A 24,339-nucleotide genomic window follows, 5' to 3' on the forward strand; every position below is an offset into this window, starting at 1 on the left:
TTTAATTTTCGATTGTTTTAAATTCTTCTTCAGTAAAATCTGTGTTCTCTGTTTCTTTTTCGGGAGGACTTTGATTCCCATAGTCATAGTTGGCCCAGATCAGGGCAATCGGCCATAAAAGGCCTCCAAAAACAAGGGAAAGGAGGCACATACTTTTTATGGCTTTCAGCTGAGGATGGTTCTTTTTCTCAGCTACCTTTTCCGGATAAATGTGAACTTTCCAGAAAAGATAAATTCCTGCTATAGGTAAAACAAGTAAAATGAACCAGGAAGCAGAATTTGCTGTAGTATCTTCTAAACTGCCTGTTGATGCCTGAACAAAATTGCATGATAATAACAGGCAAAGAAGTAATGATATTCTTTGCATAAAATAATTGTATAAGGTAATAATGAAGTGTAAACAAGGTGGTAACCCGGCCGTCAGTACTTATACGTTAGGTTACATTAAATCTTAATTGAGATTAAAGACAATTCAATAATAAGTTGTTTTTTCAGGTGATATTTTTCTCATTTTGCTTTTTAAATTTTGATATAATCGTGTTTTGAGTAAGCAAAAATAGAATGAATAAAATGAGAAAAAGTATTCCTAAGTTATTTTTTTCTTTCGTTCCTTTTTTTATGAATACGGGCTGTCATCCTCGAAAGAGAGTTGGGAGTAATACCCAGAAAATTAGCAATATACTTTCTGTTGGCATTCTGGGAAGTGAAAGGTCTTTTTTCCAGAAACTCTTCATACCGCGAGTGTGGAGAAGTAGAACAAAACTGTTCTATACGTGTTTTGGCTATGTTGATGATGAGCTTTAAAGATTTGAGGTATACATTATAAATACCTCTGTGCTGAAAGGCTATTTCCTCAAATTCACTTTTATTAAACAAAAAGATCTGGCTTTCTATTACCGCTTCTATGGTGTATTTTCTTTCATTGTCATTAGAATAGGATTCCGGGCTTTCCATGATGGCAGATTCCTTTTCGGAAGGTAAAAAAAGATTGCTTTCCACCCCGTTTTCATCATCAAAGAAAAACCTTAATAATCCATTGGAAAGAATGAATAAATGGTTGAAAGGTTTACCGGGTTCTGCCAGTTTTTCTTTTTTTTGAAGCAGTCTGGGGGTACTGATATTGACCAGAATAGTAATTTCCTCATCAGTGAGTTCCTGAAAGAAAGGTATATTTCTGAAAGTTTTAAAAGAGTCCATTACAGCAGTAAAGATAAATAAAAATAATACACGGATATTCGTTGAGCCGTCATGAGGATTTCATGGAAGTTTTTTTTAGATTTGTGGGTATTATACAATTTGAGATACCATGAACAATAACCGAAGAAGTTTTATTAAAAAACTGGGAATTGCAACAGCAGCACTTGCTGTAAACCCGCTGGATTTAATGGCTGCCGAATTACCTGAACCTACTGTAAAAACTGTCAACAAACCAATTGTCCTTTCAACCTGGAATTTTGGTTTAAAAGCCAACGAAGAAGCATGGACAATCCTTGGAAAAGGAGGAAAAGCTTTAGATGCCGTAGAAAAAGGAGTACGTCTCGTAGAATTGGATCCAAAAGAAAGAAGTGTAGGGTACGGAGGCCGTCCGGACAGAGATGGAAGAGTAACGCTGGATGCCTGTATCATGGATGAAAATTATAATATTGGTTCTGTTGCCTGTCTGGAACACGTTAAAAACCCAATTTCTGTTGCCAGAGCTGTTATGGAAAAAACACCCCACGTTATGTTGGTAGGAGATGGAGCATTACAGTTTGCCCTTTCACAGGGATTTAAAAAAGAAAATCTTCTCACTCCCGAATCAGAAAAAGAATGGAAAGAATGGTTAAAGACCAGCCAGTATAAACCTATCGCTAATATTGAAAACCACGATACCATAGGAATGATTGCTTTGGATGCACAGGGAAATCTTTCAGGTGCCTGTACAACGAGCGGAATGGCTTTCAAAATGCATGGTAGAGTAGGAGATTCCCCAATTATCGGAGCAGGTCTGTTTGTAGATAATGAAGTAGGAGCGGCTACAGCAACAGGTCATGGTGAAGAAGTGATAAGAACGGTGGGAACGCATCTCGTAGTGGAACTGATGAGACAAGGCAGAAATCCACAGGAAGCATGTAAAGAAGCGGTAGAAAGAATCGTAAAAATTACTCAGAGAAGAAACAAAAATCTAAAAGATATTCAGGTAGGTTTTATCGCCATCAACAAACAAGGAGAATATGGTTCTTATTGTATTCAGGACGGCTTCAACTTCGCCGTATATGACCAAAAAGGAAACCGCCTTGAAAAACCGGAATTTGCTTTAAAATAATTGCATGATGGAAATAATATCGTAAGGAGCTACGTATAAATTTTATTGAAGATAAAATCTTTGCGCTTTTGCGTTATTCCAACAAAAATTAAAAATTCAATAAAGATGGGCTTTAGCCCATTTAAACAAATCAATGACACCTATTGGCTTTAGCCAAAACATACAATATGAAAAGAACAATCATCGCTTCCTTATTTCTGATTATCGGATGTAAGGAAGAAAAGAAGGAGATTAAAACAGTAACAGAGCCACAGCAGACAGCAGAAAAAGCACTTCAGGATAATCAATCCAATGAAGCAGAAGATGCAAAAAAGTGGTTGGAAAGAAGTATTGTCGACTATTTTAAAGCAGATATCGGAATTGGAGAAAAGAATCTGCAGAAGATCACTACTAAAGACTATTTTGATTATAAAACGGATGCCACCAATGTTGATCTGGATGTAGACGGAAGCCTTACAGAAAAAGAATTTCAGAATAAATGGAAGTCGAAGTTTGATACCAGTAAAGCAGGTATTGGTATAGGATTTCTCATTCCTGCGCAGGATTGGATCAATATTGAAGTAGAAAGCTGTGATTTAAAATCCTCTACAAAAGATGGATATATCTTCAATGTTGTGTTGAGAGATGATGGTTATAAAGCTCACTATCCCTCTGTCATAAAAGTAATAAAAGAAAACGGTTCCTTTTTGATTGCAGATGTTTTGCAGGATGAGCCAAAGTAAAATTAAATAGATCATAGAATGTCAAAAATAGAAATAGCTTGTTTTAACCCTGAATCAGCGATAATTGCTTTTGAAAACGGAGCAGACAGAATAGAATTATGTGATGGGCTCAGTGAAGGCGGTACCACTCCGGACTTTGAAACAATGAAAAAACTTCGTGAGAAAATTACCATCCCAATTTTTGTGATGATCCGTCCCAGAGGTGGAGACTTCTCTTATTCAGATTCAGAATTTGAACAGATGAAAAATGATTTAGTTCATTTAAAAACTTTAAAGGCAGATGGTTTTGTATTCGGGATTTTAGATGAAAATGATGAGGTTAATATGAAGCAAAATAAAGCTTTAGTAGAACTGGCAGCACCGCTTCCATGTACTTTTCACCGTGCTTTTGACCGTGCTGCAAGTCTGGAAGATTCTTTAGAAAAAGTAATTGAATGCGGCTTTACAACCATCCTTACTTCAGGCCAGAAACCTAATGTATCTGAAGGAAAAGAGAATCTGAAAAAACTGGTTGAACTTTCTAATGGAAGAATCGGAATCCTTGTTGGAGGCGGACTTCGTTCATCCAATATTGAAGGAATAAGAGCTGTTACCAATGCTAATTATTTCCATTCTTCAGCGATTACTGATGGTGGGGCTTTTGCCAACCCTGATGAAGTGGTTGCGTTGAAAAGTAAATAGAATGAGTAATATTTAAACGCAAAGTTTAAAAAACAAACTGTATTATATTTTGAGTAAGCAAAGTGATGCGACTATGTCGCTAATTAAGCGTAAGGATAGAAACAGTCTGCTTCATCCAATCGAGTGAAAATCGATTCCATCTTTGCTTCCTTAAAATATTATGTAGCCAAATTTGAAACTTTGCGTTTAAAAACTACACAATAAAAATAAAGCACACAAATGAATGACAGAAAACGAAATATCCTACAAAATAATAGGAGCAGCTATAGAAGTGCATAAGAACTTAGGAGTTGGCCTTTTAGAAAATGCATATGAAACCGCTTTAGCTTATGAATTAAAGATGTTGGGACTAAATATTAAGCAACAACTATCTTTACCTTTAAAGTATAAAGAAGTATATATAGAAAATGCATTCAGAATTGATTTGATTGTAGAAGATAAAGTTATTGTAGAAGTGAAATCTGTATTAGAGTTGCATCCTATTTTTCACTCACAAGTATTGACATATCTGAAACAGACTAATATAAAATTGGGATTGCTTATTAATTTTAATAATGAACTTATTAAATATGGAATCCACAGAATTGTAAACAAAATTATTGATGAATAGAACGATCCTTTTTGCTTTCCTTTTCACACAGAATATCCTTTCCGCACAGTTTTCACAAAGGAATCTGTCTTCAGAGAACTGGCAGTTCAGAAATTCAAAAGACCAAAACTGGCTTCCTGCGAAAGTTCCGGGAACAGTGCATCTGGATTTAATGGATAATAAAGTTATACCTGATCCTTACAAAGATGAAAATGAAAAGAAAGTACAATGGATAGAAAATGAAGATTGGGACTATCAGACTGCATTTACGATTTCTTCTCAGGAATTAAAGAATGACAATATTGATCTTGTTTTTAACGGATTAGATACATTTTCAGAAATCTATCTTAACGGAAAACTGTTAAAGAAAACCGATAATATGTTCCGGAAATGGGAAATTCCGGTGAAACAATATCTGAAAACAGGAAAGAATACAATTCAGATTAACTTCAAATCTGCAGTGAATACAGGAAAGGAATTAGCCAAAAAAGTTCCGTTCACTATGCCGGAATCACCAAGAAGTTTTGTAAGAAAAGCACAATACCAGTTTGGATGGGATTGGGGGCCAAGATTGGTTACGGCAGGAATATGGAAAGACGTTCAGTTAGAATTCTGGAATAATGCCAAAATTATTACCGTTAAAGATATTCAGAAAAGAGCTGCTGATGGTTCTAATGATTTGCATTTTGATGTAGAGATTGATGCACAAAATGCCGGAAATTATACCTTAGATCTGAATAAAACCCACCAAAAAATATCTTTAAAAAAAGGAATAAATATAATATCGATTCCTTATGAAACAACCGGGATGAAGCTTTGGCAGCCTAACGGACGCGGTGAAGCTAACCTCTATGATTTTGAAGTAAAGCTTTCAAAAGATCAGAAAAAGATTGATAGTAAAAATATCAGGATAGGGTTAAGAACAGTTGAATTGGTTCAGGAAAAAGACGAAAAAGGAAAATCATTCTATTTTAAAGTGAATGGACAGCCATTGTATATCAAAGGAACCAACTGGATTCCGGGAGATAGCTTTTCGCCCAGAATGACCAAAGAAAAATACCGGAAGCTCATCAAAGATACCAAAGACGCCAATATGAATATGATCCGTATCTGGGGCGGAGGTATTTATGAAGATGATGAATTTTACAAAGCCTGCGACGAAAACGGAATTCTCGTGTGGCAGGATTTTATGTTTGCGGGAAGTTTTTATCCGGCAGATGAAGCATTTTTGAACAATGTAAAAGAAGAAGTAAAAGATCAGGTCAACAGGCTTCAGAATCATCCGTCTATTGCTTTGTGGTGCGGAAATAATGAAATTGATGAAGCCATTGTCAACTGGGGATATCAGAAGCAGTTCAACTATTCAAAAAACGACTCATTACAGGTTTGGAAAGATTATAAAAAGCTTTTCCATGATGTCATTCCCAATGCATTGGCAGAAAATCTGAAGTCTGATAAAAATATATACTGGCCAAGCTCTCCATCCATTGGCTGGGGGCATAAAGAAAGTTTAACAGAAGGAGATTCTCATTATTGGGGAGTCTGGTGGGGTGAGCAACCCTTTGAAATTTACAACGAAAAAGTAGGCCGTTTTATGTCTGAATATGGCTTTCAGGGCACACCCACTCTTGAAACCACAAAATCAATGTTCTCTGGAACTCCGGAATTAAGTCTTCAGAACCCAACGATTAAAGCTCACGAAAAGCATGCCCGTGGCTGGGACATCATTAATGAATATCTGAAACGGGATTATAAAATTCCGACCGATTTTGTACAATACAATTACGTTTCACAGCTGTCACAGGCAAGAGGAATGCAGATTGCCATTGAAGCTCACCGCCGCGCAAAACCTTATAACATGGGAACACTCTACTGGCAGCTCAACGATTGCTGGCCGGTGGTATCATGGTCGTCCATCGATTATCTTGGAAACTGGAAAGCTTTCCATTATCAGGCAAAAAGAAGCTTTGAACCTGTGTTGATATCAGTAGCAGAGACCGATAAAAGTTATGACGTTTATCTGATCAGTGATTTATTGAAGGAATTTAAAACAGATACAAAGTTTGAATTAATTGATTTTAAAGGAAAAACACTTTGGAAAGCGAATCAATCAGATGATATTAGAGCTGATGTAAGTAAGAAAATTCGAAATATCAGTAAGTCAGAACTGGCTCAATTTGATTTGTCCGGAGCAGTTTTAAAAATAAGTGCTGAAAAAGAAACAAAATTTGAAAAGCTGTTCTTCTTTAATAAACCTAAAGATTTAAAACTCTCAAAACCGGAGATTACAATCAAAAAAATATCACCCACTGAAATTGAAATATCAACGGATATCTTGGCAAAAGATATTTATCTGATCGGAGATACTCACTTCAGTGATAATTTCTTTGATCTGTTACCGGGAGCTTCAAAAAGGATTACGTTCTCAAAACCTATAGAAAAAATTGAAGTGATGAGTCTCTGGGATGTGATGAAGGAGTAAGATCTATTTTGAAAACTTTTCCAATTAGTCAACCATGTCAAGGTTCAAAACCTTGACATGGTTAATGGAAATTTTGCCAAAAAAATATAAATTTTACCCCTCCAACTCAAAAATCAGCCGTAAATTTGCACTATATTTCTTTATAGTTATGGTAAATTTTGTTCTGATTGCAGTGTGTATCATTGCAGGAATGATATTCAAAGCAACAAAATCTATCCACCCCGATGCCCATAAAGGTATCAACACCTGGATTCTTTATCTTGCTCTTCCGGCAGTTTCGTTTAAATATCTGCCTAAAGTAAAATGGACAACTGAAATGCTGTTCCCGATTGCGGCTACGTTCTTAATTTCAGTGTTCTGTTTCTTCTTTATGATGTTATACAGTAAGAGCAAAGGGTATTCAAGGCGATCCAGAAGTACTTTAGAATTGGCAAGTGGCTATAGTAATACTTCATTTATTGGATTTCCTTTAATCAGCGCCTTTTATGGTGAAGGACTTCTGAGTATTGCGATTATCTGTGACCAGACTATGTTTTTTTTCCTTTCTACCCTCGGAATTATTGCTGCAGTGAAAGGTGGAAGCAGGTCAGGAAAGGTAAGTGCACTATTTATTTTAAAAAGACTTGTTACATTTCCTCCGTTAATTGGGTGTATTTCGGCTTTAGTATTGTCGCAGTTTATTGATTTCACTGCTGCAGAACCGTTCTTTGATAAATTAGCTGCCACAGTAAGTCCATTAGCTTTATTTTCAGTCGGATTACAGTTGAAATTTAACGGATGGAAAAAACTGATCCCTCAGATGTCCATGTCGATGTTGTATAAATTGATTCTGGCACCGGCAATTGTTCTGGGAATGGCTTTGCTGTTCGGAATAAAAGGAGATGTGGCAAAAATTACAGTTTTTGAAGCCGCAATGCCTACACTCGTTACCTCAAGTATCATTGCAGAACAATTCAGGCTGAATACAAAACTGACCAACCTGATCATCGGAGTCAGTATTATTGTCGGATTTTTTACTTCTGCATTCTGGTATGAGATGACAGAATACTTTTTTTAGTTATCCATAAATTCTTTCTTCGATACTTTCGAATTTGTGCTGTTCTTTTATTCACACGCCTTGTCATTCCGTAGGAATCCAGCCTCTCATACCATTGTTTTTATCAATAAAATTCTGGACATTAAAAAATATCTGATTGTTTAGATTCCTACGGAATGGACAAAAGAAAAAAAAGTAGAGAATACAATACAGTTTTTGGTTTCCAGGCTTTGTTAAACATTACGAAAGAACTTCTGCAAAGTTGCAGTTCTCTCAGGAAAAATCTAATTTTACACTTTAAATATTTCCCTTGCAATACGCTCAAATTGTTTTACCCCTAAACCTAAAAGGATCTTTTACCTATAAAGTTCCCGAAGAAATGATGTCTGAAATCCAGCCTGGAATGCGTGTCCTGGTACCGTTTGGCGGAAAGAAAATCTATACAGGAATTGTCTTTGAGCTTCACGATAATGCACCGGAAAATTTTATCGCCAAGGAAGTGATCAGCATGCTGGATGATCAACCGATTATGCCTGAGGAACAGATTAATTTCTGGAACTGGCTTTCGGAATATTATCTGTGCAGCCTTGGTGAAATTTACCGGTTTTCATTTCCTTCTTCGTTAAAGCTGGAAAGTGAAACCTATTTAAAATTAAAACTGGGTGTAGTTGTTGATTTTGAAAATCTGGATGTCAACGAAATGTACCTGATTCAGGCGTTGGAAGTACGACAGCTGATCAATCTGACGGATATCGAGGCTTTTATTCCTAAAAAGGATATTATTAAAACCATCAATTCATTGATTGATCTTCAGTATATTGAAATTGATGAAAAAATTGCTGAGAAATATAAAGCGAAAGAAGTAGCATATGTAAGAATCAATGATGAGGTTTTGGTCAATCAGAATCTTACAGATGTACTTTTAAAACTGAACAGAGCTCAAAAACAGAAAGACCTGTTCCTTCTTATTTTAGAAAAACAGACAGAAAACCCTGATATTCCTATTAAAAAATCTGAACTGTTTGAAGATGGTTATTTCGGAAGTTCTCACTTCAAACCTTTGGCAGATAAAGGTCTTGTAGAGGAATATTACATGCAGAAAGACAGAATTGAAAGCTATGAAGGAGAAATTGAGGAGCTTGAAGAACTTTCCGAACAGCAGAAAATAGCAAAATCTGAAATTGATGAAGCTTTTGAAGAAGGGAAGAATGTGCTGCTTCACGGGGTTACTTCATCAGGAAAAACCCATATTTATTTAGAGAAAATTGATGAATGTATCAAAGAAGGAAAAAATGTTCTGTTTTTACTTCCTGAAATTTCTCTGACGAAACAGATCACCCAAAGATTAGAAAAAAAATACGGCAGGCAGCTCGGTTTTTATCATCAGAAACTGACAGATTTTGAAAGGGTAGAAGTATGGAGAAGAATTAAACAGAATGATATCCGTATCCTGATCGGAACACGTAACGCTTTGTTTTTACCTTATCAGAATCTCGGACTTATTGTGATAGATGAGGAGCATGATTCAGCGTACAGGCCAAGAGAAGTTTCTCCTTATTTTAATGCTAAAGATGCATCATTGGTTTTAGGTGGATTTTATAACGCGGGTGTGATTTTAGGATCAGCAACTCCTTCCGTGGAAAGCTACTACAGGGCCCGAAAAGATAAAATGAGATATGTTTTCCTGAATGAAAGATTTGGGAATGTCAATCTGCCGGAATATGAACTGATCAATTTCAAAGAAGCCCAGGAATCTAAAAAGGTTTCCGGAAATTTCTCTTTGAAGCTTGTTGAAGAGATCAAGAAAACAGTAGATGAAAAAAATCAGGCGATCGTTCTGCACAATCGTCGTGGTTATTCCAACGTCATAGAGTGTGAGAGCTGTGGTTATGTGAATTACTGTTCCAATTGTGATGTCGTGATGACCTATCATAAGGCTGCCAATGAAATGAAGTGCCACTATTGTGGACAAAGAGCTTCAAAACCAAGAACCTGTCCGAAATGTAATTCCGAAAAGCTGAATGAAAGAGGAGTTGGGGTAGAGCAGATTCATGAGGAAGTTTCTAAACTGTTCCCTGAAAATGAGGTGGACAGAATGGACGTAGATTCTATGCGTAAGAAATTTGCCTACGAAAAACTATATGAAAAGATTGAGGATGGAGAAACAGACATTATCGTAGGAACACAGATGATTTCTAAGGGGCTTGATTTTGATCATATCGAGCTGGTTACGATTCCCAAAGCAGACTCCTTATTATATGTACAGGATTTTCGGGCAGAAGAAAGAGCTTATCAATTGATCACGCAGGTGTCAGGTAGAGCGGGAAGGGTTTCCGGAAAAGGGAGAATCCTGATTCAGACTTATAATCCAGAGCATTCTGTATTTCAGCTGATCAAGATGAATAATCCAGCGAAGATCTATAAATATATTCTTACAGAGCGTCAGAAATTTCATTATCCGCCCTTTACCAAGCTGATTATGATTGAAATGAAGCACAGAAAGGAAGATAAAGTAGACCGTGCTTCTCAGTTTCTGGGCTCCATCCTTAGAAAATATCTTCCGGAAGATTGTGTTTTAGGCCCTGAAAGAGCTCAGATTGCAAGGCTGAATAACCTGTATCAATTCCAGATTATGCTGAAGCTTCCCCGTGGGAAAAACTATGAGAAATTCAAAAATATGGTTTTGATAAGTTTGAAAGAATTTGATGAAATTACTGCTTATCAAAGCATTAAAAAAGATGTTTTTGTGGATTTTTAACAATTTTTAACAAACTTTACACTCTTTTATAAGACGCTGATAGCTCGTTGTATAACAATAATTTCTACTTTTGGACGTTGATTAAGTGTTTGGCTTTTTAATTGAATGATTTAACCTCTCATTTTTTATAGAGTCAAAACTATAGAACTAAAAGAAGATAGATGGTAAATTTCAGAAAATATTTTTCAAGTGCGGCGGTGTTGGCTTCTGGTCTTTTCCTGGCTCAGTCTACCGTTTCTACCGTTCTTTATTCTCAGAATTATGACAGTCAGAAAAGCAGTTTAAACCTGCCTTCACCCGTTAGCACGATGGTGGAGAAAACTGTTTTGTCAGCAAAAGAACTGGTAGATATTAACGTAAACACAATGATGGCGGATCCTGTGCTGAAAAATGCAAGCTGGGGATTCGTAGTGTACGATCCGAAAACGAAGAAGGTAATCTCTTCGTACAATGAAAACACTCCTTTAGTACCTGCTTCTACTACAAAGCTCCTTACAACGGAAACAGCATTAAACCTTTTGGGTGAAAACTACCGTTGGATGACGCAGCTTGAGTATTCAGGGACTATAGATGAAAATGGAGTCTTAAATGGAAATCTTTATGTAATAGGAAGCGGTGACCCGTCTTTGGGAACCAATAAAGCTGGTGCTTCATCTTACAGAGATATCATTTCAGATTTCGTAGGCGGAGTTTCAAGAGAGGGAATCAAAAAGGTAAATGGTGATATTATCATTCAGACAGCGCTTTTCAAAGGCAATATTTCAGTGCTTCCGGAAAATGTTGTATGGTTGGAAAACAATAATTACTATCTGCCTGCAGGAAGTACCCGCGATATCAACCCGGCCAACGAAAAACTGATTGTTAAAAAAGGAAGTTTCTCTACAGATAAGAAGTTTTTCTATGTTTCTCCTTACAATCATCAGATGGTATATGCTGATAAATATGAAGGAAACGGAGCTTTAACAACCAAAGTTCCTGACGCTCCGGCATTTCTTGCCAACTCATTCAGAACTACACTGGTGAAAAGCGGAATCCCTGTTACCGGAAAAGTAACTCCGAAAATGACAGATTCAGCTCCGGAAGGCAGAAAAATGCTTTCAGCTTATAAATCTCCAACTTTAGGTGATATTATTTATTATACTAATCAGCATAGTGATAATTCATTAGCAGAAGCTTTATTAAGAACAGTAGGTTATCAGAAAATGGGTGACCAGACTTCAGAATCTGGAAGAGTCGTGGTGACCAATCACTTAAGAGAGGCAGGTTTTGATATGAATGGTCTTAATTATATGGATGGAAGTGGTCTTTCAAGAAGCAATAATGTAACTCCTATTTCCCAAGCGAAATTTCTTACCTCTTTGATGGATCAGAAATATTACAGATCTTATCTAACCTCTCTTCCCATCGGAGGACAATCCGGAACTTTAAAAAGAATGTTTATTGGAGGAGGTAATGGACAGGTTTTTGCTAAAACGGGAACTTTAAATAAAGTAAAAACATTAGCAGGTTATCTGAAAACAAATTCCGGGAAAACATTGGTGTTCTCTTTAATGGTGAATAACTATTCCGGATCTGTAGATATGGTGAAAAAGAGAATGGAGAAAATTCTTGAACCCGCACTGGATCTTTAAAAATCTTTTATTTTATATATTATAACAGCCTTTTAATCATTGATTAAAAGGTTTTTTTTATATTTGATTAAATTTTTCTAAACATGACAAAATTGTACCTTTTGGTGTTGGGATTTATATTATCCCAGCAGTTCTATGGCCAGAAGCATGAGCAAAACATAGATATGAAAGGATTGATCGAAAAAGAGAAACAATCCTTTACTCAGAAAATGAACATTGGGAATACGAATCCCAATACACTGAATTATGACTTGCAGTATCAGAGAATGGATGTCAGTCTGGATCCTGCAGTATATAATATCTCAGGTTCAGTAACTTCACATTTCAAACCTAACCAAAGTATGGGAAGTATTTATTTTGATCTTTCTAATTCTTTGACCGTTTCCCAGGTGAAATATCACGGAACTAACATTACAAGTTTTCAGCAACTTCCTTCAAAAGAATTGAAAATTGATTTTCCAGCTTCTATTCCTGCCAATACATTAGATTCACTTACTATTTATTATGCGGGAGCACCTTCTACAAGTAATGATGCTTTCAAAACAGCGCTTCAGAGCGGAACTCCGGTGCTTTCTACTTTGAATGAACCTTATGGTGCACAGGACTGGTTTCCAACAAAACAGAGTTTGAATGATAAAATTGAAAGATTTGATTTTAAAATTACAACTCCATCCAATTACAGTGTGGCTGCCAATGGAAAATTGATGTCTGAAACTTTTCCTACAGGATCCACAAAGCTTACCTTTTGGAGAACCATGTATCCTACACCGGCTTATCTGATCGCTCTTTCAATTACTAATTTTGTAAAACTTACCGATACTATTGGAAATCCACCTTTTCCTTTTGTAAACTATATTTATCCTTCCACTAATTCAAATGCCACCAGTATAGCGAATATTAACTGGACAAAGCAGGTAATGGATACTTTTGAGACCTATTTTGGTTCTTATCCTTTCCGTAATGAAAAATATGGTCATATGGAATTTATGTATGGAGGAGGAATGGAGCATCAGACTATGTCTTCTATGGGAGGGTGGAGCAAACAGCTTATTGCTCATGAACTTACCCACCAGTGGTTTGGCGATAAGGTAACTTGTGGTGCCTGGAATGATATCTGGCTGAATGAAGGTTTTGCTACTTTCGGAGAGCATGTTGCCAATGAAAAACTACTGATGACCAATACTGAATTTTTGAATTACTTACAAGGTCAGTCCAACTATATTACTGGAAGTGTAGGAGGGAGCGTTTATGTACCGGACAGTGGACTTAACAGCATCGGCAGAATATTTGACAGCAGGCTTTCTTATTCTAAGGGAGGTTATATCCTTAGAATGTTGAAATGGGCTTTAGGTGATACTGTTTTTTATCAGGCACTTAAAGATTATCATGCAAGACCGAATTTAGCATACAGCTATGCGCGTACAGCTGATTTTAATGCTTCTCTGCTTCAATCTACAGGCACAGATTTTACAGAATTTTTTAATGACTGGGTGTATGGAGAAGGATATCCTACTTACAATATAAAATGGATGCAAAGCGGTAATCAGGCTGTATTCAAAGTTTCTCAAACACAGAGCAGCTCTATGGTGAGTTTCTTTGAAATGCCTTTGCCTATTAAAGTAACCGGAACTGCAGGCCAGACTGCTTATTTGGTTTTAAACAATACTTCAAATAATCAATATTTCCTTCAATCGGTAACGTTTCCTATTGCAAGCATTCAGTTTAATTACGAATATCAGATTCTTGAGAAAAACTCTACCGTAACTCAGGATAATACTTTAAGTGTTTCTTCTGTTGAGAAAGAAGGTTTTGGTTTATATCCAAATCCTGCCAAAAATGAAATTAACCTTAAAGGTCTTAACAGAGCAGCAGATTATAGTATTCATGCTATAGATGGTAAACTGGTAGGAAAAGGAACTTATCTGCCAGGTAAAGCAATCGGAATTTCAGAATTGGTTCCTGGAGCTTATATTATTACTATTCAAGAAAAGAATATTAAATTTGTAAAATATTAAATTACAAATTATAATATTATAAACTAAACCATGAAAAAGAGAGTTCTTTATTTATTAGCTTTATTTCCTGTTGGATTAATGTTAAATGCCCAGACTCAGACAATCTCGTTTGAATCTTCTGAAGGGTATAATCAGGGAACAATTGTAGGACAGAATGGGTGGGAATTATGGAATGCGAATAATCCAACCTTGGATTTAAATTCTCTGAAAATAACTAATGATAAAGCAACTGATGGTATTAGCTCATTGGCTTTAGAGGGAGGTAATGGATATTCTGTCGAAATTAGAAAAGATATTTCTGCTATGATTGGAAGCAGCGATAGTGAAATCTCATTTGATTTTTATTATGTATTTGATTTTGTATCTTATCCTACGGATAATTTCAGATTCAATATTTCTAGCAATACACCGGGTGCCTTAGGACTTGGTGGTTTCGTATTAACCAATAATACCAAAAATATGAATTGGATAAAACCATATACTGGCGGAACTTTAGTGGGGTCTGTTCTTCAGCCTAATATGTGGCACAACATCAGATTTGTTCTAAAAAACTCTGAAAATTCATTAAATTGTTATGTTGATGGTGAGCTCAAATATTCATCGCCTTTTGTTTTAACAAGCAATGCTAATGCAGTTATTGGCACTGTTCATAAAATTAACTTCAGTTATGCTCCTTTCCCCAGAGGTTTTTACATTGATAATATGAAAATTACAAAGTTAGGAGAAACTTTAGCTGTAAATGAAACGCCTAAAGAAAAAGCGTTGAAAATATCACCCAACCCAGTTGCTGATCAACTGAATATTGAAAGTGATGAAAAGATCAGTTTGGTTTCAATTTTTGATGCAAAGGGAAGCCTTGTAAGAAATATTGCTGAACCAGGGAGGAATTTAAATATTTCTGATTTGAATTCAGGGAATTATATTGTCAGAATAAAAACAGATAAGTCTGAATACACACAAAAAATTATTAAGAAATAAATTTTAATAATTATTAAAATAACTTAAATAAAACGGGCATATAGCTCGTTTTATTTTGTTTTATATTTGAAAGCTTCTTTGTTTTCTCGCTGCTCTGGCGCCTCTTTTCCGGGCTATTTTTACTTTATAGCTAAACCATTTTTCTTTGAATATTCTCCGCATGAGATTATCAAAATGCCGTGTAATGACTAAGTTTTTGAAGCCACGCCATTTTTCAAGAGCACTCGATGGAAGTGCCCTTACTGATATAGAGTATCCTTCCGTATCATATTGAATATAATGCCACCATCCGGAAGGAATATAAAGCGTTTCTCCGGGATGAATAATGGCTTCATAACCATTTAAATAGAGTAGCGCCGGATATTTCCTGTAATCTGGATTTTTTATTTGAGTCAGACTATGGAAGTTGTAAGGCAGTTTGTACATGAAATCAGACTGCTCCCAAGGGAAGAGCCATACTCTTTTGATTCCTTGAAATTGAGTGATAAAAACATGAGACATGTCAATATCAATATGATTTCTCGTTACAGAGCCTTCGCCACCGAAAAACATAAAAGGAAGCCATTTTAATATTTTACCATTCGTAACATCGTTGTAGATGATATCATTCTTAAGCTCAGGTTTTATTTTTAATAGATTAAATAAGAAAAGTCTGTGTTCTGTAGGGACAGATTGTATCAGGTCAAGGTACTCTGAAAATGTGGATTGTGCGATAGGATCACTGGCTACTCTGTCCAGAGAATCAAGTTCACTACCATATATATTGACCACATGGCCGCCTGCAATTTCTTTGAAATACCCATAATTCCACTTTTTGAAAGCAGGACTTTCCGGATGCACAAAGTCTTCAAGAATAATCGGAATTCTCGGCTTCATATGAGTGTTAATAAAGGTTTCTGAACTGATTGTCTTTATTTTTTGTACCGGCTTTAGTCTCATGCATTAAAATTTTAAACAAATATAAATATTATCCTACTAAATTTGTAGACTAATAATGTTAAAACTTAAATCCATATTGATTTTTTAGAATTAAACTGATAAAAGGTTTTATTTTACTGCCTTTTTAGTAAATTAGCACATCTAAAAAATTACCAAAAATGATCTCTGAAAAATACCTTCAACATTTACAGAATGAGCTTCAGAATATTGAGAATGACGGACTTTACAAAAGAGAAAGAATCATCACTTCTCAACAAAGTGCAGAAATAGAAGCCAATGGAAAAAAGCTTTTGAACTTCTGTGCGAATAATTATCTGGGATTATCAAACCATCCGGAAGTAATGAAAGCTTCTCAGGAAATGATTCAATCTCATGGATATGGAATGTCTTCTGTACGTTTCATCTGTGGAACACAGGATATTCACAAAGATTTGGAGAAAAAAATCGCTGATTTCTTAGGTCTTGAAGATACTATTCTTTATGCAGCAGCATTTGACGCGAATGGTGGGGTTTTCGAACCTTTGTTTACAGAAGAGGATGCTATTATTTCAGATGAATTAAATCATGCATCCATTATTGATGGTGTTCGTTTGTGTAAAGCAGCGAGATACAGATATAAAAACAATAATATGGCTGATCTGGAAGCTCAGTTGATTGCTGCTTCTGAAAAAAATCACCGTTTCAAAATTATCGTTACAGATGGAGTATTCTCAATGGATGGTATCGTGGCAGACTTAAAAGGAGTTTGTGACCTTGCTGATAAATATGATGCTTTGGTAATGGTAGATGATTCTCACGCAACAGGTTTCATCGGGAAAACAGGCCGTGGAACTCACGAAGCTAATGAAGTAATGGGTAGAGTAGATATCATCACTTCTACTTTAGGAAAAGCTTTAGGAGGAGCTTTAGGAGGATTTACTTCCGGTAAAAAAGAGATCATTGATATGCTGAGACAGCGCTCAAGACCTTATTTATTCTCGAATTCTTTGGCACCAGGAATCGTAGGAGCTGCTTTGAAAGTATTGGATATGATTTCTGATGATACTTCCCTTCGTGATAAAGTAATGGAAAATGCAGAATATTTCAGAACAGAAATGAAAGCGAAAGGTTTCGATATTCCTGAAGGAGATGCTGCTATTGTTCCGGTAATGCTTTACGATGCACCACTTTCTCAGAAAATGGCTGAAAAGCTTATGGATGAAGGTATCTACGTAATCGGATTCTTCTATCCTGTAGTACCGAAAGGAAAAGCGAGAATCAGAGTACAGCTATCTGCGGCTCACACAAGAGAACATTTGGATAAAGCCATTGCTGCTTTTGAAAAAGTAGGAAAAGAATTAGGAGTGATCTCTTAATCGTTGAATTGGTTACAACAATGAAAATATAATGTTCGGCTCGGGCAGCTTTGCTGCCCCGAGCCGAACTATTTTTTATAGAAATCTATTTTACTTATATTTTCCTGATCAAAAGAAAATTATTTTTAACAATTATATAATAAGCTTATCTTTGCTGTTAATTTTTTCTGAATGCTTTATACAATAATCAAAGCGCTGCACATTATTTTTATGGTAAGCTACTTTGCGGGAATTTTTTATCTCGTGAGGATTTTCGTTTACTATAAGGATACCGATGAATTTCCTGAAGAAAAAAAGAAAATTTTGAGAGAGCAGTACACTTTTATGGCCAGAAGGCTGTGGAATATTATTACCGTTCCGGCGGGGGTAATTATGACGGTATGCGGATTGATCATGATCTTTTTAAATCCGGGGCTGATGAAAATGGGATGGTTTCATCTGAAACTTACCTTCCTTATCGGGCTTGCCATTTACCATTACTGGTGCTGGAAAAAAGTTCTTCACTTAAAAGTATTGAGTGGAAATACACTGCCAATTGCCAATATCAAACTGAGACAGGCTAATGAAATTGCAACTTTCATTCTGTTTCTGGTTGTATTTACGGTTATTTTAAAATCAATGGTGATCGAATACTGGTGGCAATTAATTGCAGGATTTTTCGTTCTTGTATTTCTGATCATGATGACGGTGAAACTGGTTAATAAAAATAAAAAAAACAAATAATTGTGGAGTAGGACGTATGCTTTAATACATTCATCCTTTTTACATCTTACAAAAAAACTATGATTGCAATTTTAAAGAAAGAACTGTGGAGTTACTTTGGAAACTGGAGTGCATGGGTGATCATTGCCGCTTTCAGTCTGATAGCAACTCTTTTCCTGTTCTTTTTCGACAACGATTCTAATATTTTTGAGATCGGAATGGCCTCACTTCAGAGCTATTTCGTTTTGGTGCCATGGCTGTTGATGTTTATCATTCCGGCACTTTCCATGAAAACTTTTGCGGAAGAACAGCAAACCGGAACATTAAACTGGCTTTTTTCACAACCATTAAAGGTTTCAGAACTGGTTACCGGAAAATTTCTTTCCGTATGGATTGTTGGTATTTTATGCCTTATTCCTTCATTAATTTACCTTTATACAGTGTATGTTTTGGGGGTTCCGACAGGGAATATCGACCTTGGAATGACCTTCGGAAGCTACCTTGGGCTAATCATGCTAATCGCAGCATTTTCAGCAGTAGGAATTCTGGCTTCTTCATTATCTCAAAACCAGATTATGGCCTATTTGTTAGGCGTTTTTATGTGCTTTATCATGTATTTTGGAATCGAGCAATTGGCAAGCTATAAACTATTGGGGGGAGCAGATTTTATTCTTCAGAATATCGGTTTCTATCAACATTTCTTAGGCTTTACAAGAGGGCTTATTGATTTTAAAGATGTAGCTTATTTTGTACTTGTTATCGGTGCTTCATTAGTATTGTCTAATCATTTTATTAACAAAAAGAAGTAGAATCATGAAGAAGTTCAATGCTAAATCTCCACTGGGAATTTTCTTAATTGTAATTGTTCCTTTAGTAATTATCCTGACCTATTCAGGAATCCGATTAGACTTAACAAAAGAAAAAAGATATACACTTTCAGATAACACCATCAAAGTTCTGGAGTCTGTGAAAAAGCCTCTGACTGTTGAAGTGTATCTGGAAGGTGACTTTCCTGCAAGTTTCAAACAGCTGCAAAGCGAAACGAAATTCATGCTGGAAGAGTTCAGAAAAATTAATCCGAAGATTGATTTTAAATTCATAGACCCGATCAAAACAAAAATGTCTCAGGATACCCTGATGGCAATGGGCATGCAGCCTTCTATTCTTCCGGATGTGAAAGATGGAAAAATCTCACAGATCACACTTTTCCCATACGCTGTGATCAAATATGGGGATGGCGGAGCTTCTATACCATTGGTAGTACAACAGGCGGGAATTGATGCCGATCAGCAGCTGACAAGATCTATTGAAGGATTAGAGTACAATCTTGTTTCCAATATCAAGAATATTGCAGCAGCAAAAAGAAAGAAAATCGGAATTCTGGTCAACCATGATGAATTGAATCCTGACGAATTCCAGGGATTTGTACAGTTGGCTATGGAAAATTATGATGCAGGACCTATTATTCCTAAAAATCAGACTGAGCTTTCATTGGAAGATATTCCACTGTTGAAGCAGATGAGTGCTCTGGTTATCGCAAAGCCAAGAAAAGCCTTTACAGATAACGAAAAAGTAATTCTTGACCAGTACATCATGAACGGAGGGAAAACCCTTTGGATGATTGATGCAGTAAATGCTGAAATGGATACTTTAACAAGATCTAAAAAAGTAATGCCTTTCCCGGTAGATATCAATATGACAGACTTCTTTTTCAATTATGGGTTGAGAATCAATCCTGCTTTGGTTAAAGATGTTAAAAAGTTTGCCCTTTTAAGACTGGTTACGGGTGAAGTAAGCGGAAATCCTCAGTATACAAGTTTACCTTGGCCCTATTATCCACTTGGAATTGCTGAAAATAACAACCCGATCACAAAAAACATAAATCCTGTAAAATTCGAATTCCCAACTTCCATTGATACATTAGGAGGAAGAAAGAATATCAAAACAAAAGTTCTTTTCGAATCCAGTGAAAGAACATTATTGAAACAGGTTCCGAACTATGTAGATTTGAAAGAAATTGCAAGCGTAGACAGCCTTGGACAAATGGAAAAACCAAGCACTCCAAAGATCTTCGCTGTAGCATTGGAAGGGAAATTTAACTCTGCGTATGCATCAAGAATTGAAAGAAAATCTTACCCGGGATTTAAAGCATCAAGCCCGGAAAATAAAATGATCGTTATTGCAGACGGGGATGTAGGAAGAAACAAAGTAATCAAAGGTAAACCGCTTCCATTGGGAGTAGACCTTTTAACCAACGAGCAGTTTGGAAACGAACAGTTCCTTAGAAACGCTCTGGATTATTTGTTGAATGACAGCAACCTGATGGAGTTGAGAAACAGAAACATTGAAGAAAGACTTCTTGACAGACAAAGAATTACCGAAGAGAAATCAACATGGCAGTGGCTGAATTTACTGCTTCCACTGGTAATTATTGGTCTTATCGGCGGATTGTTCTTCTGGTTAAGGAAAAAGAAATTTAGATAAAATATAAAACTCCCGGAAGGTTTTCTTCCGGGAGTTTTGTTAATATTGAAGTGATGATAAAAAATCTATCTAGACTTCAATTTTTTATTTTCTTCTTTCAAAGCTCCCACCTGCTCCTCCAAAACTTTAATATAGCTCTGCAAATTTTCTACAATAGAATTAGGAATGTTGTAATATTGATTGAAATTATTGTTCGCAGATTGGTCATTAAAGGTTAAATTATCATTATTAACTACTTTGGAAGGTCTTTCTTCCTTTATTTCCTCTACAGGGACATCAAGTGCTTTTGCAAGTTTTTCCCATTCATCATCAAATATTCTTACTTCATCATTCTCTTTTCGGGAGTAATTGGAGACGTCTGTCGAGATAATATTAGACATATATTCTTGTGTGTAGCCTCTTTGCTTTCTTAGATTTTTTAGCTTTTCCATAATCACTTTTATATTTGTGCCTTTATACAAATATAATAAAATGGAACAAAATTTTAAATCTATTTTTGAAAATGATTTTGATATATCTCCACTGCATTCCATATCTCATAAAAAAGCATCGTTTCCTTTATAAGGTTATAAAGTTGCTTTGCCGTGAATCCAATTTAGTATAGAGCAAAAAAGAAACCCGAAGGTTTCTCTTATTATAGCTGTAAATATACCTACTAGATTCGTAGATCAAGTGGGCATTGAGACTTTTTTGATTAAAAAAAATGAGATTTATTTCATTTAATAATTTTGATGTTAAAAAAGAATTTAAGTTATTGCTGATAAGCTTCTTTGGGAAGTAGAGCGGCAGTTCTGTAATAGCTGATATCCGTAGATGTTTGTGCCTGAAGGTCTGGAAAAGTATCATAATCATAATGAGACCAGTTTTCTTCGTGATCAGGATCTGAGGTTTTATTTACAGCCAGTTCCAGTTTTCCATCTTCCTGATAGCTGCATTCTATTGCTGCGTATTTCTCACCACTTTCGTCATTGGTATACCAGCATTTTATCGTTCTTTCAAGTTGCGGTTCATGGGTTTCGTTGTCTATAACCTGGGAACAGATAAAGTTTTCAGGATCATCAGTTTTGAAAACAGTTTTAGAAATTAAGGGCAGCTCGTCCACTGATAAGGAATACAATTTATTGGTAGAAATAATAAATCCGTCGCCTGTCTCTTTTTTTTCAATATCAAAAAAGTCAGATTTTTCCCTGAGATAATCTACTACCTTTGCTTCGTCTTCTTCGTCACTTAGAAAATAATTGATATTGTAAACACTGTCCTCGTTGATGAATTCGATTTCTTTTAGAAAATCAGAATCTTCCTCATAATAATACAGATGATATTCGTTTAGCTTCACAGCTTTACTTTTGGAGAGAATTTCTCCAAAAATGTTTTTGTACACTTTTCTCATTTTTAATCATGTTAGTTAGTTTCATCTATTAGTTTAAGTGGTGGAGCAAAGATAAGTTTTCTTTTTTTATATTAAGATGAAGTATAAAACAGTATTTATTTCGCAAGTATTCTATATATCCTTTATAAAATCCTCATATTCGTAATAAAACCTCTCGAAACCGTCCATTTTGTCCACAAAAAACTCAAAAATTTCTTGCCAGGTATTTTTATTAAAAATTGAAACTCCATGTTTTTGGATCCATATTCTGCTGATAATCTTGCCGTTTTCCAGCGTGAAATATTCTTCTTTTTGAAAATCTCCAATGAAATCTTTTAAAATATCTTCCAGGGACCAGATCTTTTCGTAGTAGGCATTTCGGAAAATTTCGTCTTTCATTTCGATATCCAGAGAAACTTCCGCTTTTTTGTTGTCCGCAGAAAATTTAAATGACATATCCTTGATTTTGGTATCATAAAGAATCCATTTTCTGGGAAATGATCTTCCAAAAGCAGTCCAAAATTCTTTTTTTAATTGCTGCGCCTCTTGTTTACTGAACATATCGCAAACATAACGATTTAATAGGAGAAAGGCAAAAATGTAGTAGTAAAAACCGTAAAATTACGGATAAGACAGATAAGATAAAAACCGAAAAGACAGAGGAATGAATTGGCAAAAATTGTCTTTTTTCAAATATTAAACAATTTTCTTATTTTTGCTGTAATGCTTTCAAAAAAATCTCAATATGCTTTTAAGGCGCTGTCATATCTTGTTGAAAAAAGAAATGATGGCCCGATTCTTATTTCTGAAATCGCGGAACACAAAAAGATTCCTTTAAAGTTTTTGGAAAATATCCTGCTTGAACTGAAAAAAGCGGAAATCCTTGATAGTAAAAAAGGAAAGGGTGGAGGATATTTTCTCAAAGAAAATCCTGAAAATGTGACATTGGCCAAGATCATTCGCCTCGTGAATGGTCCTATTGCCATGCTTCCATGTGTAAGCCTTAATTTCTATGAAAAATGTGATGACTGCAATGAAGATCACTGCGGGCTTCACGATGTGCTGATAGAGGTTCGGGATGCTTCACTGAATATTCTGGAAAGTAAAACTTTAATGGATCTGGTCGACTGACCTGATCCTTTTTTTTGAATTATTAGTCTACTTATTTTGTAGGATAAATATTTTTATCAGATATTTGCAATACTTCAAATGAATAAATTATGATTTCAAAAGAAGAAGCAAACCAAATACAAAAGTTTACAGATTCTATAATAACAGCAAATTCAGCTGTTGCATCCACTTTATACGGAAAGAAAACCATTTACAGTTCGGAGAAAGATACGCAGTCAGCTGTTTTTATAGTAGAAGCGCTTGTTAATGAAGAAAAAGATTCTGTGATATGGTGATTTCAAGAAAAATTCAAATAAGGCTTAATGTCCTTTTTGTGACAGCTGCCGTTATATTCATTTCAGTTTTTTCAATGTATGAACTGGGATATCTGGATGAACTTCTGAATATTTTGGCAAAAGATAATTACATTTTTTACTGGATGCTTCTGGTAGGTGTTTTTGCTGAAATTGTGGCAGGATCAATGGGAATGGGGTATGGTGTTATCTGTACTACCACACTCTTGCTTCTGAATATTCCTCCACATATTGTAAGTGCAAGTATTCATTCTGCGGAAAGTTTTACGACTGCTGCCGGAAGTCTCAGCCACATCAAATTGAAAAATGTAAGCAAAAGTCTGGTAAAAAAACTAGCCATTCCTGCGGTAATCGGAGCTGTTATCGGAGCTGTATCTCTGACCTATCTGGGAGAATATTATGCGAAAATCACCAAAACATTAATTGCTTTTTATACTTTATACCTCGGAATTCAAATCCTGTCTAATGCTTTTAAAGAAAAACAAAGCAAGGCCCTAAAAAGAAAAACCAATCTGACAAGGCTGGGAGTGATAGGAGGTTTTATAGACTCTTTTGCCGGTGGAGGATGGGGGCCTTTGGTTACCGGAACCCTGATTAAAAATGCTTTTACTCCAAGATTTGCTGTAGGAAGTTCTACTGTAGCAAAATTTATCCTTACCATTACCGCTGCTGTTACCTTTTTCTTTACTCTGGGAATCCAGCACTGGAACATTATTCTTGGTCTTTTAATAGGTGGAATTATTACCGCTCCTTTTTCTGCAATGCTTACGGCTAAACTTCCTGTAAAGAAAATGTTTGTGATTATCGGAACATTGGTGATTGTGATGAGTTCTATAACTATTTATAAATCAGTTTTTAATTAAAAATTA

At 35.7% G+C, this 24,339-nt stretch carries 23 protein-coding genes; 17 read left to right on the plus strand and 6 right to left on the minus strand.

Features of this window, described 5'->3' with window-relative positions:
- Position 1: 1 nt before the first annotated feature.
- Positions 2 to 367, minus strand: a complete 366-nt coding sequence (locus tag CQ046_RS15250; RefSeq protein WP_105703103.1) for a DUF3302 domain-containing protein — start codon at positions 365 to 367, stop codon at positions 2 to 4.
- A 224-nt stretch (positions 368 to 591) separates the two neighbouring features.
- The gene (locus CQ046_RS15255; protein ID WP_105703104.1) at positions 592 to 1,197 is read right to left on the minus strand and encodes a Crp/Fnr family transcriptional regulator; all 606 of its coding nucleotides are present in this window, start codon (positions 1,195 to 1,197) and stop codon (positions 592 to 594) included.
- Between the two features lie 109 nt (positions 1,198 to 1,306).
- Here CQ046_RS15255 and CQ046_RS15260 point away from each other — a divergent pair, with 109 nt between their 5' ends.
- From CQ046_RS15260 to CQ046_RS15305, 10 genes are all read left to right on the plus strand, one after another.
- Positions 1,307 to 2,305: an isoaspartyl peptidase/L-asparaginase family protein gene (locus tag CQ046_RS15260; protein WP_105703105.1), complete on the plus strand. Its 999-nt coding sequence runs from the start codon at positions 1,307 to 1,309 to the stop codon at positions 2,303 to 2,305.
- A gap of 167 nt (positions 2,306 to 2,472) precedes the next feature.
- Positions 2,473 to 3,027: a hypothetical protein gene (locus tag CQ046_RS15265; RefSeq protein ID WP_105703162.1), complete on the plus strand. Its 555-nt coding sequence runs from the start codon at positions 2,473 to 2,475 to the stop codon at positions 3,025 to 3,027.
- Positions 3,028 to 3,045: 18 nt separating this feature from the next.
- The gene (locus CQ046_RS15270; RefSeq protein WP_105703106.1) at positions 3,046 to 3,708 is read left to right on the plus strand and encodes a copper homeostasis protein CutC; all 663 of its coding nucleotides are present in this window, start codon (positions 3,046 to 3,048) and stop codon (positions 3,706 to 3,708) included.
- A 223-nt stretch (positions 3,709 to 3,931) separates the two neighbouring features.
- Positions 3,932 to 4,318: a GxxExxY protein gene (locus CQ046_RS15275; protein ID WP_105703107.1), complete on the plus strand. Its 387-nt coding sequence runs from the start codon at positions 3,932 to 3,934 to the stop codon at positions 4,316 to 4,318.
- Positions 4,311 to 6,779 carry a beta-mannosidase gene (locus CQ046_RS15280; RefSeq protein WP_105703108.1) on the plus strand — a complete coding sequence of 823 codons (2,469 nt, stop codon included), beginning with the start codon at positions 4,311 to 4,313 and terminating at the stop codon, positions 6,777 to 6,779. The genes CQ046_RS15275 and CQ046_RS15280 overlap by 8 nt, the downstream gene beginning before the upstream one ends.
- Before the next feature lie 148 nt (positions 6,780 to 6,927).
- On the plus strand, positions 6,928 to 7,836 hold the full coding sequence (locus CQ046_RS15285) for an AEC family transporter (protein ID WP_105703163.1): 909 nt from the start codon (positions 6,928 to 6,930) through the stop codon (positions 7,834 to 7,836).
- Between the two features lie 289 nt (positions 7,837 to 8,125).
- Positions 8,126 to 10,573: a primosomal protein N' gene (priA, locus tag CQ046_RS15290; RefSeq protein ID WP_105703109.1), complete on the plus strand. Its 2,448-nt coding sequence runs from the start codon at positions 8,126 to 8,128 to the stop codon at positions 10,571 to 10,573.
- A gap of 161 nt (positions 10,574 to 10,734) precedes the next feature.
- The gene (gene dacB / locus CQ046_RS15295) at positions 10,735 to 12,204 is read left to right on the plus strand and encodes a D-alanyl-D-alanine carboxypeptidase/D-alanyl-D-alanine-endopeptidase (protein WP_105703110.1); all 1,470 of its coding nucleotides are present in this window, start codon (positions 10,735 to 10,737) and stop codon (positions 12,202 to 12,204) included.
- Positions 12,205 to 12,287: 83 nt separating this feature from the next.
- On the plus strand, positions 12,288 to 14,219 hold the full coding sequence (locus CQ046_RS15300; RefSeq protein ID WP_105703111.1) for a M1 family aminopeptidase: 1,932 nt from the start codon (positions 12,288 to 12,290) through the stop codon (positions 14,217 to 14,219).
- A 30-nt stretch (positions 14,220 to 14,249) separates the two neighbouring features.
- Entirely contained in the window at positions 14,250 to 15,197 is a 948-nt protein-coding gene (locus CQ046_RS15305) for a T9SS type A sorting domain-containing protein (protein ID WP_105703112.1), read from the plus strand.
- A gap of 60 nt (positions 15,198 to 15,257) precedes the next feature.
- On the opposite strand, the gene CQ046_RS15310 is transcribed toward CQ046_RS15305, so the two are convergent.
- Positions 15,258 to 16,136, minus strand: coding sequence for a cupin-like domain-containing protein (locus CQ046_RS15310; protein ID WP_105703113.1), 879 nt, complete (start codon positions 16,134 to 16,136; stop codon positions 15,258 to 15,260).
- A gap of 158 nt (positions 16,137 to 16,294) precedes the next feature.
- Here CQ046_RS15310 and kbl point away from each other — a divergent pair, with 158 nt between their 5' ends.
- The 4 genes from kbl (at position 16,295) to gldG (ending at position 20,677) form a co-directional block, all read left to right on the plus strand.
- Positions 16,295 to 17,491, plus strand: coding sequence for a glycine C-acetyltransferase (kbl, locus tag CQ046_RS15315; RefSeq protein ID WP_105703114.1), 1,197 nt, complete (start codon positions 16,295 to 16,297; stop codon positions 17,489 to 17,491).
- A 171-nt stretch (positions 17,492 to 17,662) separates the two neighbouring features.
- Positions 17,663 to 18,214 carry a CopD family protein gene (locus CQ046_RS15320; RefSeq protein WP_105703115.1) on the plus strand — a complete coding sequence of 184 codons (552 nt, stop codon included), beginning with the start codon at positions 17,663 to 17,665 and terminating at the stop codon, positions 18,212 to 18,214.
- Between the two features lie 59 nt (positions 18,215 to 18,273).
- On the plus strand, positions 18,274 to 19,002 hold the full coding sequence (locus CQ046_RS15325; protein WP_105703116.1) for an ABC transporter permease: 729 nt from the start codon (positions 18,274 to 18,276) through the stop codon (positions 19,000 to 19,002).
- A gap of 4 nt (positions 19,003 to 19,006) precedes the next feature.
- Entirely contained in the window at positions 19,007 to 20,677 is a 1,671-nt protein-coding gene (gene gldG / locus CQ046_RS15330; protein WP_105703117.1) for a gliding motility-associated ABC transporter substrate-binding protein GldG, read from the plus strand.
- A gap of 65 nt (positions 20,678 to 20,742) precedes the next feature.
- On the opposite strand, the gene CQ046_RS15335 is transcribed toward gldG, so the two are convergent.
- The 3 genes from CQ046_RS15335 to CQ046_RS15345 all read right to left on the minus strand — a co-directional run bounded on the left by CQ046_RS15335 (position 20,743) and on the right by CQ046_RS15345 (position 22,607).
- On the minus strand, positions 20,743 to 21,108 hold the full coding sequence (locus tag CQ046_RS15335) for a helix-turn-helix domain-containing protein (RefSeq protein ID WP_105703118.1): 366 nt from the start codon (positions 21,106 to 21,108) through the stop codon (positions 20,743 to 20,745).
- Between the two features lie 320 nt (positions 21,109 to 21,428).
- Positions 21,429 to 22,067, minus strand: coding sequence for a hypothetical protein (locus tag CQ046_RS15340; RefSeq protein ID WP_105703119.1), 639 nt, complete (start codon positions 22,065 to 22,067; stop codon positions 21,429 to 21,431).
- Positions 22,068 to 22,178: 111 nt separating this feature from the next.
- Positions 22,179 to 22,607 (minus strand): DUF4268 domain-containing protein, encoded by a 429-nt coding sequence (locus CQ046_RS15345; protein WP_105703120.1) that lies wholly within the window; start codon positions 22,605 to 22,607, stop codon positions 22,179 to 22,181.
- Positions 22,608 to 22,769: 162 nt separating this feature from the next.
- Between CQ046_RS15345 and CQ046_RS15350 the strand changes: the two genes are divergently transcribed.
- From CQ046_RS15350 to CQ046_RS15360, 3 genes are all read left to right on the plus strand, one after another.
- Complete coding sequence (locus CQ046_RS15350; RefSeq protein ID WP_105703121.1) at positions 22,770 to 23,177, plus strand: RrF2 family transcriptional regulator; 408 nt, start codon at positions 22,770 to 22,772, stop codon at positions 23,175 to 23,177.
- Between the two features lie 89 nt (positions 23,178 to 23,266).
- Positions 23,267 to 23,452, plus strand: coding sequence for a hypothetical protein (locus CQ046_RS15355; RefSeq protein WP_105703122.1), 186 nt, complete (start codon positions 23,267 to 23,269; stop codon positions 23,450 to 23,452).
- The gene (locus CQ046_RS15360) at positions 23,446 to 24,333 is read left to right on the plus strand and encodes a sulfite exporter TauE/SafE family protein (RefSeq protein ID WP_105703123.1); all 888 of its coding nucleotides are present in this window, start codon (positions 23,446 to 23,448) and stop codon (positions 24,331 to 24,333) included. The genes CQ046_RS15355 and CQ046_RS15360 overlap by 7 nt, the downstream gene beginning before the upstream one ends.
- The last annotated feature ends 6 nt before the right edge of the window (positions 24,334 to 24,339 follow it).

This window comes from Chryseobacterium sp. MYb7, assembly GCF_002979455.1.
In the GTDB taxonomy this organism is placed as follows: domain Bacteria; phylum Bacteroidota; class Bacteroidia; order Flavobacteriales; family Weeksellaceae; genus Chryseobacterium.

Bases quoted from the DNA above. Each gene is read 5' to 3' on its own strand.
- CQ046_RS15250 (WP_105703103.1), bottom strand. From the start codon at position 367: ATGCAAAGAATATCATTACTTCTTTGCCTGTTATTATCATGCAATTTT.
- CQ046_RS15255 (WP_105703104.1), bottom strand. From the start codon at position 1,197: ATGGACTCTTTTAAAACTTTCAGAAATATACCTTTCTTTCAGGAACTC.
- CQ046_RS15260 (WP_105703105.1), top strand. From the start codon at position 1,307: ATGAACAATAACCGAAGAAGTTTTATTAAAAAACTGGGAATTGCAACA.
- CQ046_RS15265 (WP_105703162.1), top strand. From the start codon at position 2,473: ATGAAAAGAACAATCATCGCTTCCTTATTTCTGATTATCGGATGTAAG.
- CQ046_RS15270 (WP_105703106.1), top strand. From the start codon at position 3,046: ATGTCAAAAATAGAAATAGCTTGTTTTAACCCTGAATCAGCGATAATT.
- CQ046_RS15275 (WP_105703107.1), top strand. From the start codon at position 3,932: ATGACAGAAAACGAAATATCCTACAAAATAATAGGAGCAGCTATAGAA.
- CQ046_RS15280 (WP_105703108.1), top strand. From the start codon at position 4,311: ATGAATAGAACGATCCTTTTTGCTTTCCTTTTCACACAGAATATCCTT.
- CQ046_RS15285 (WP_105703163.1), top strand. From the start codon at position 6,928: ATGGTAAATTTTGTTCTGATTGCAGTGTGTATCATTGCAGGAATGATA.
- dacB (WP_105703110.1), top strand. From the start codon at position 10,735: ATGGTAAATTTCAGAAAATATTTTTCAAGTGCGGCGGTGTTGGCTTCT.
- CQ046_RS15300 (WP_105703111.1), top strand. From the start codon at position 12,288: ATGACAAAATTGTACCTTTTGGTGTTGGGATTTATATTATCCCAGCAG.
- CQ046_RS15305 (WP_105703112.1), top strand. From the start codon at position 14,250: ATGAAAAAGAGAGTTCTTTATTTATTAGCTTTATTTCCTGTTGGATTA.
- CQ046_RS15310 (WP_105703113.1), bottom strand. From the start codon at position 16,136: ATGAGACTAAAGCCGGTACAAAAAATAAAGACAATCAGTTCAGAAACC.
- kbl (WP_105703114.1), top strand. From the start codon at position 16,295: ATGATCTCTGAAAAATACCTTCAACATTTACAGAATGAGCTTCAGAAT.
- CQ046_RS15320 (WP_105703115.1), top strand. From the start codon at position 17,663: ATGCTTTATACAATAATCAAAGCGCTGCACATTATTTTTATGGTAAGC.
- CQ046_RS15325 (WP_105703116.1), top strand. From the start codon at position 18,274: ATGATTGCAATTTTAAAGAAAGAACTGTGGAGTTACTTTGGAAACTGG.
- gldG (WP_105703117.1), top strand. From the start codon at position 19,007: ATGAAGAAGTTCAATGCTAAATCTCCACTGGGAATTTTCTTAATTGTA.
- CQ046_RS15335 (WP_105703118.1), bottom strand. From the start codon at position 21,108: ATGGAAAAGCTAAAAAATCTAAGAAAGCAAAGAGGCTACACACAAGAA.
- CQ046_RS15340 (WP_105703119.1), bottom strand. From the start codon at position 22,067: ATGAGAAAAGTGTACAAAAACATTTTTGGAGAAATTCTCTCCAAAAGT.
- CQ046_RS15345 (WP_105703120.1), bottom strand. From the start codon at position 22,607: ATGTTCAGTAAACAAGAGGCGCAGCAATTAAAAAAAGAATTTTGGACT.
- CQ046_RS15350 (WP_105703121.1), top strand. From the start codon at position 22,770: ATGCTTTCAAAAAAATCTCAATATGCTTTTAAGGCGCTGTCATATCTT.
- CQ046_RS15355 (WP_105703122.1), top strand. From the start codon at position 23,267: ATGATTTCAAAAGAAGAAGCAAACCAAATACAAAAGTTTACAGATTCT.
- CQ046_RS15360 (WP_105703123.1), top strand. From the start codon at position 23,446: ATGGTGATTTCAAGAAAAATTCAAATAAGGCTTAATGTCCTTTTTGTG.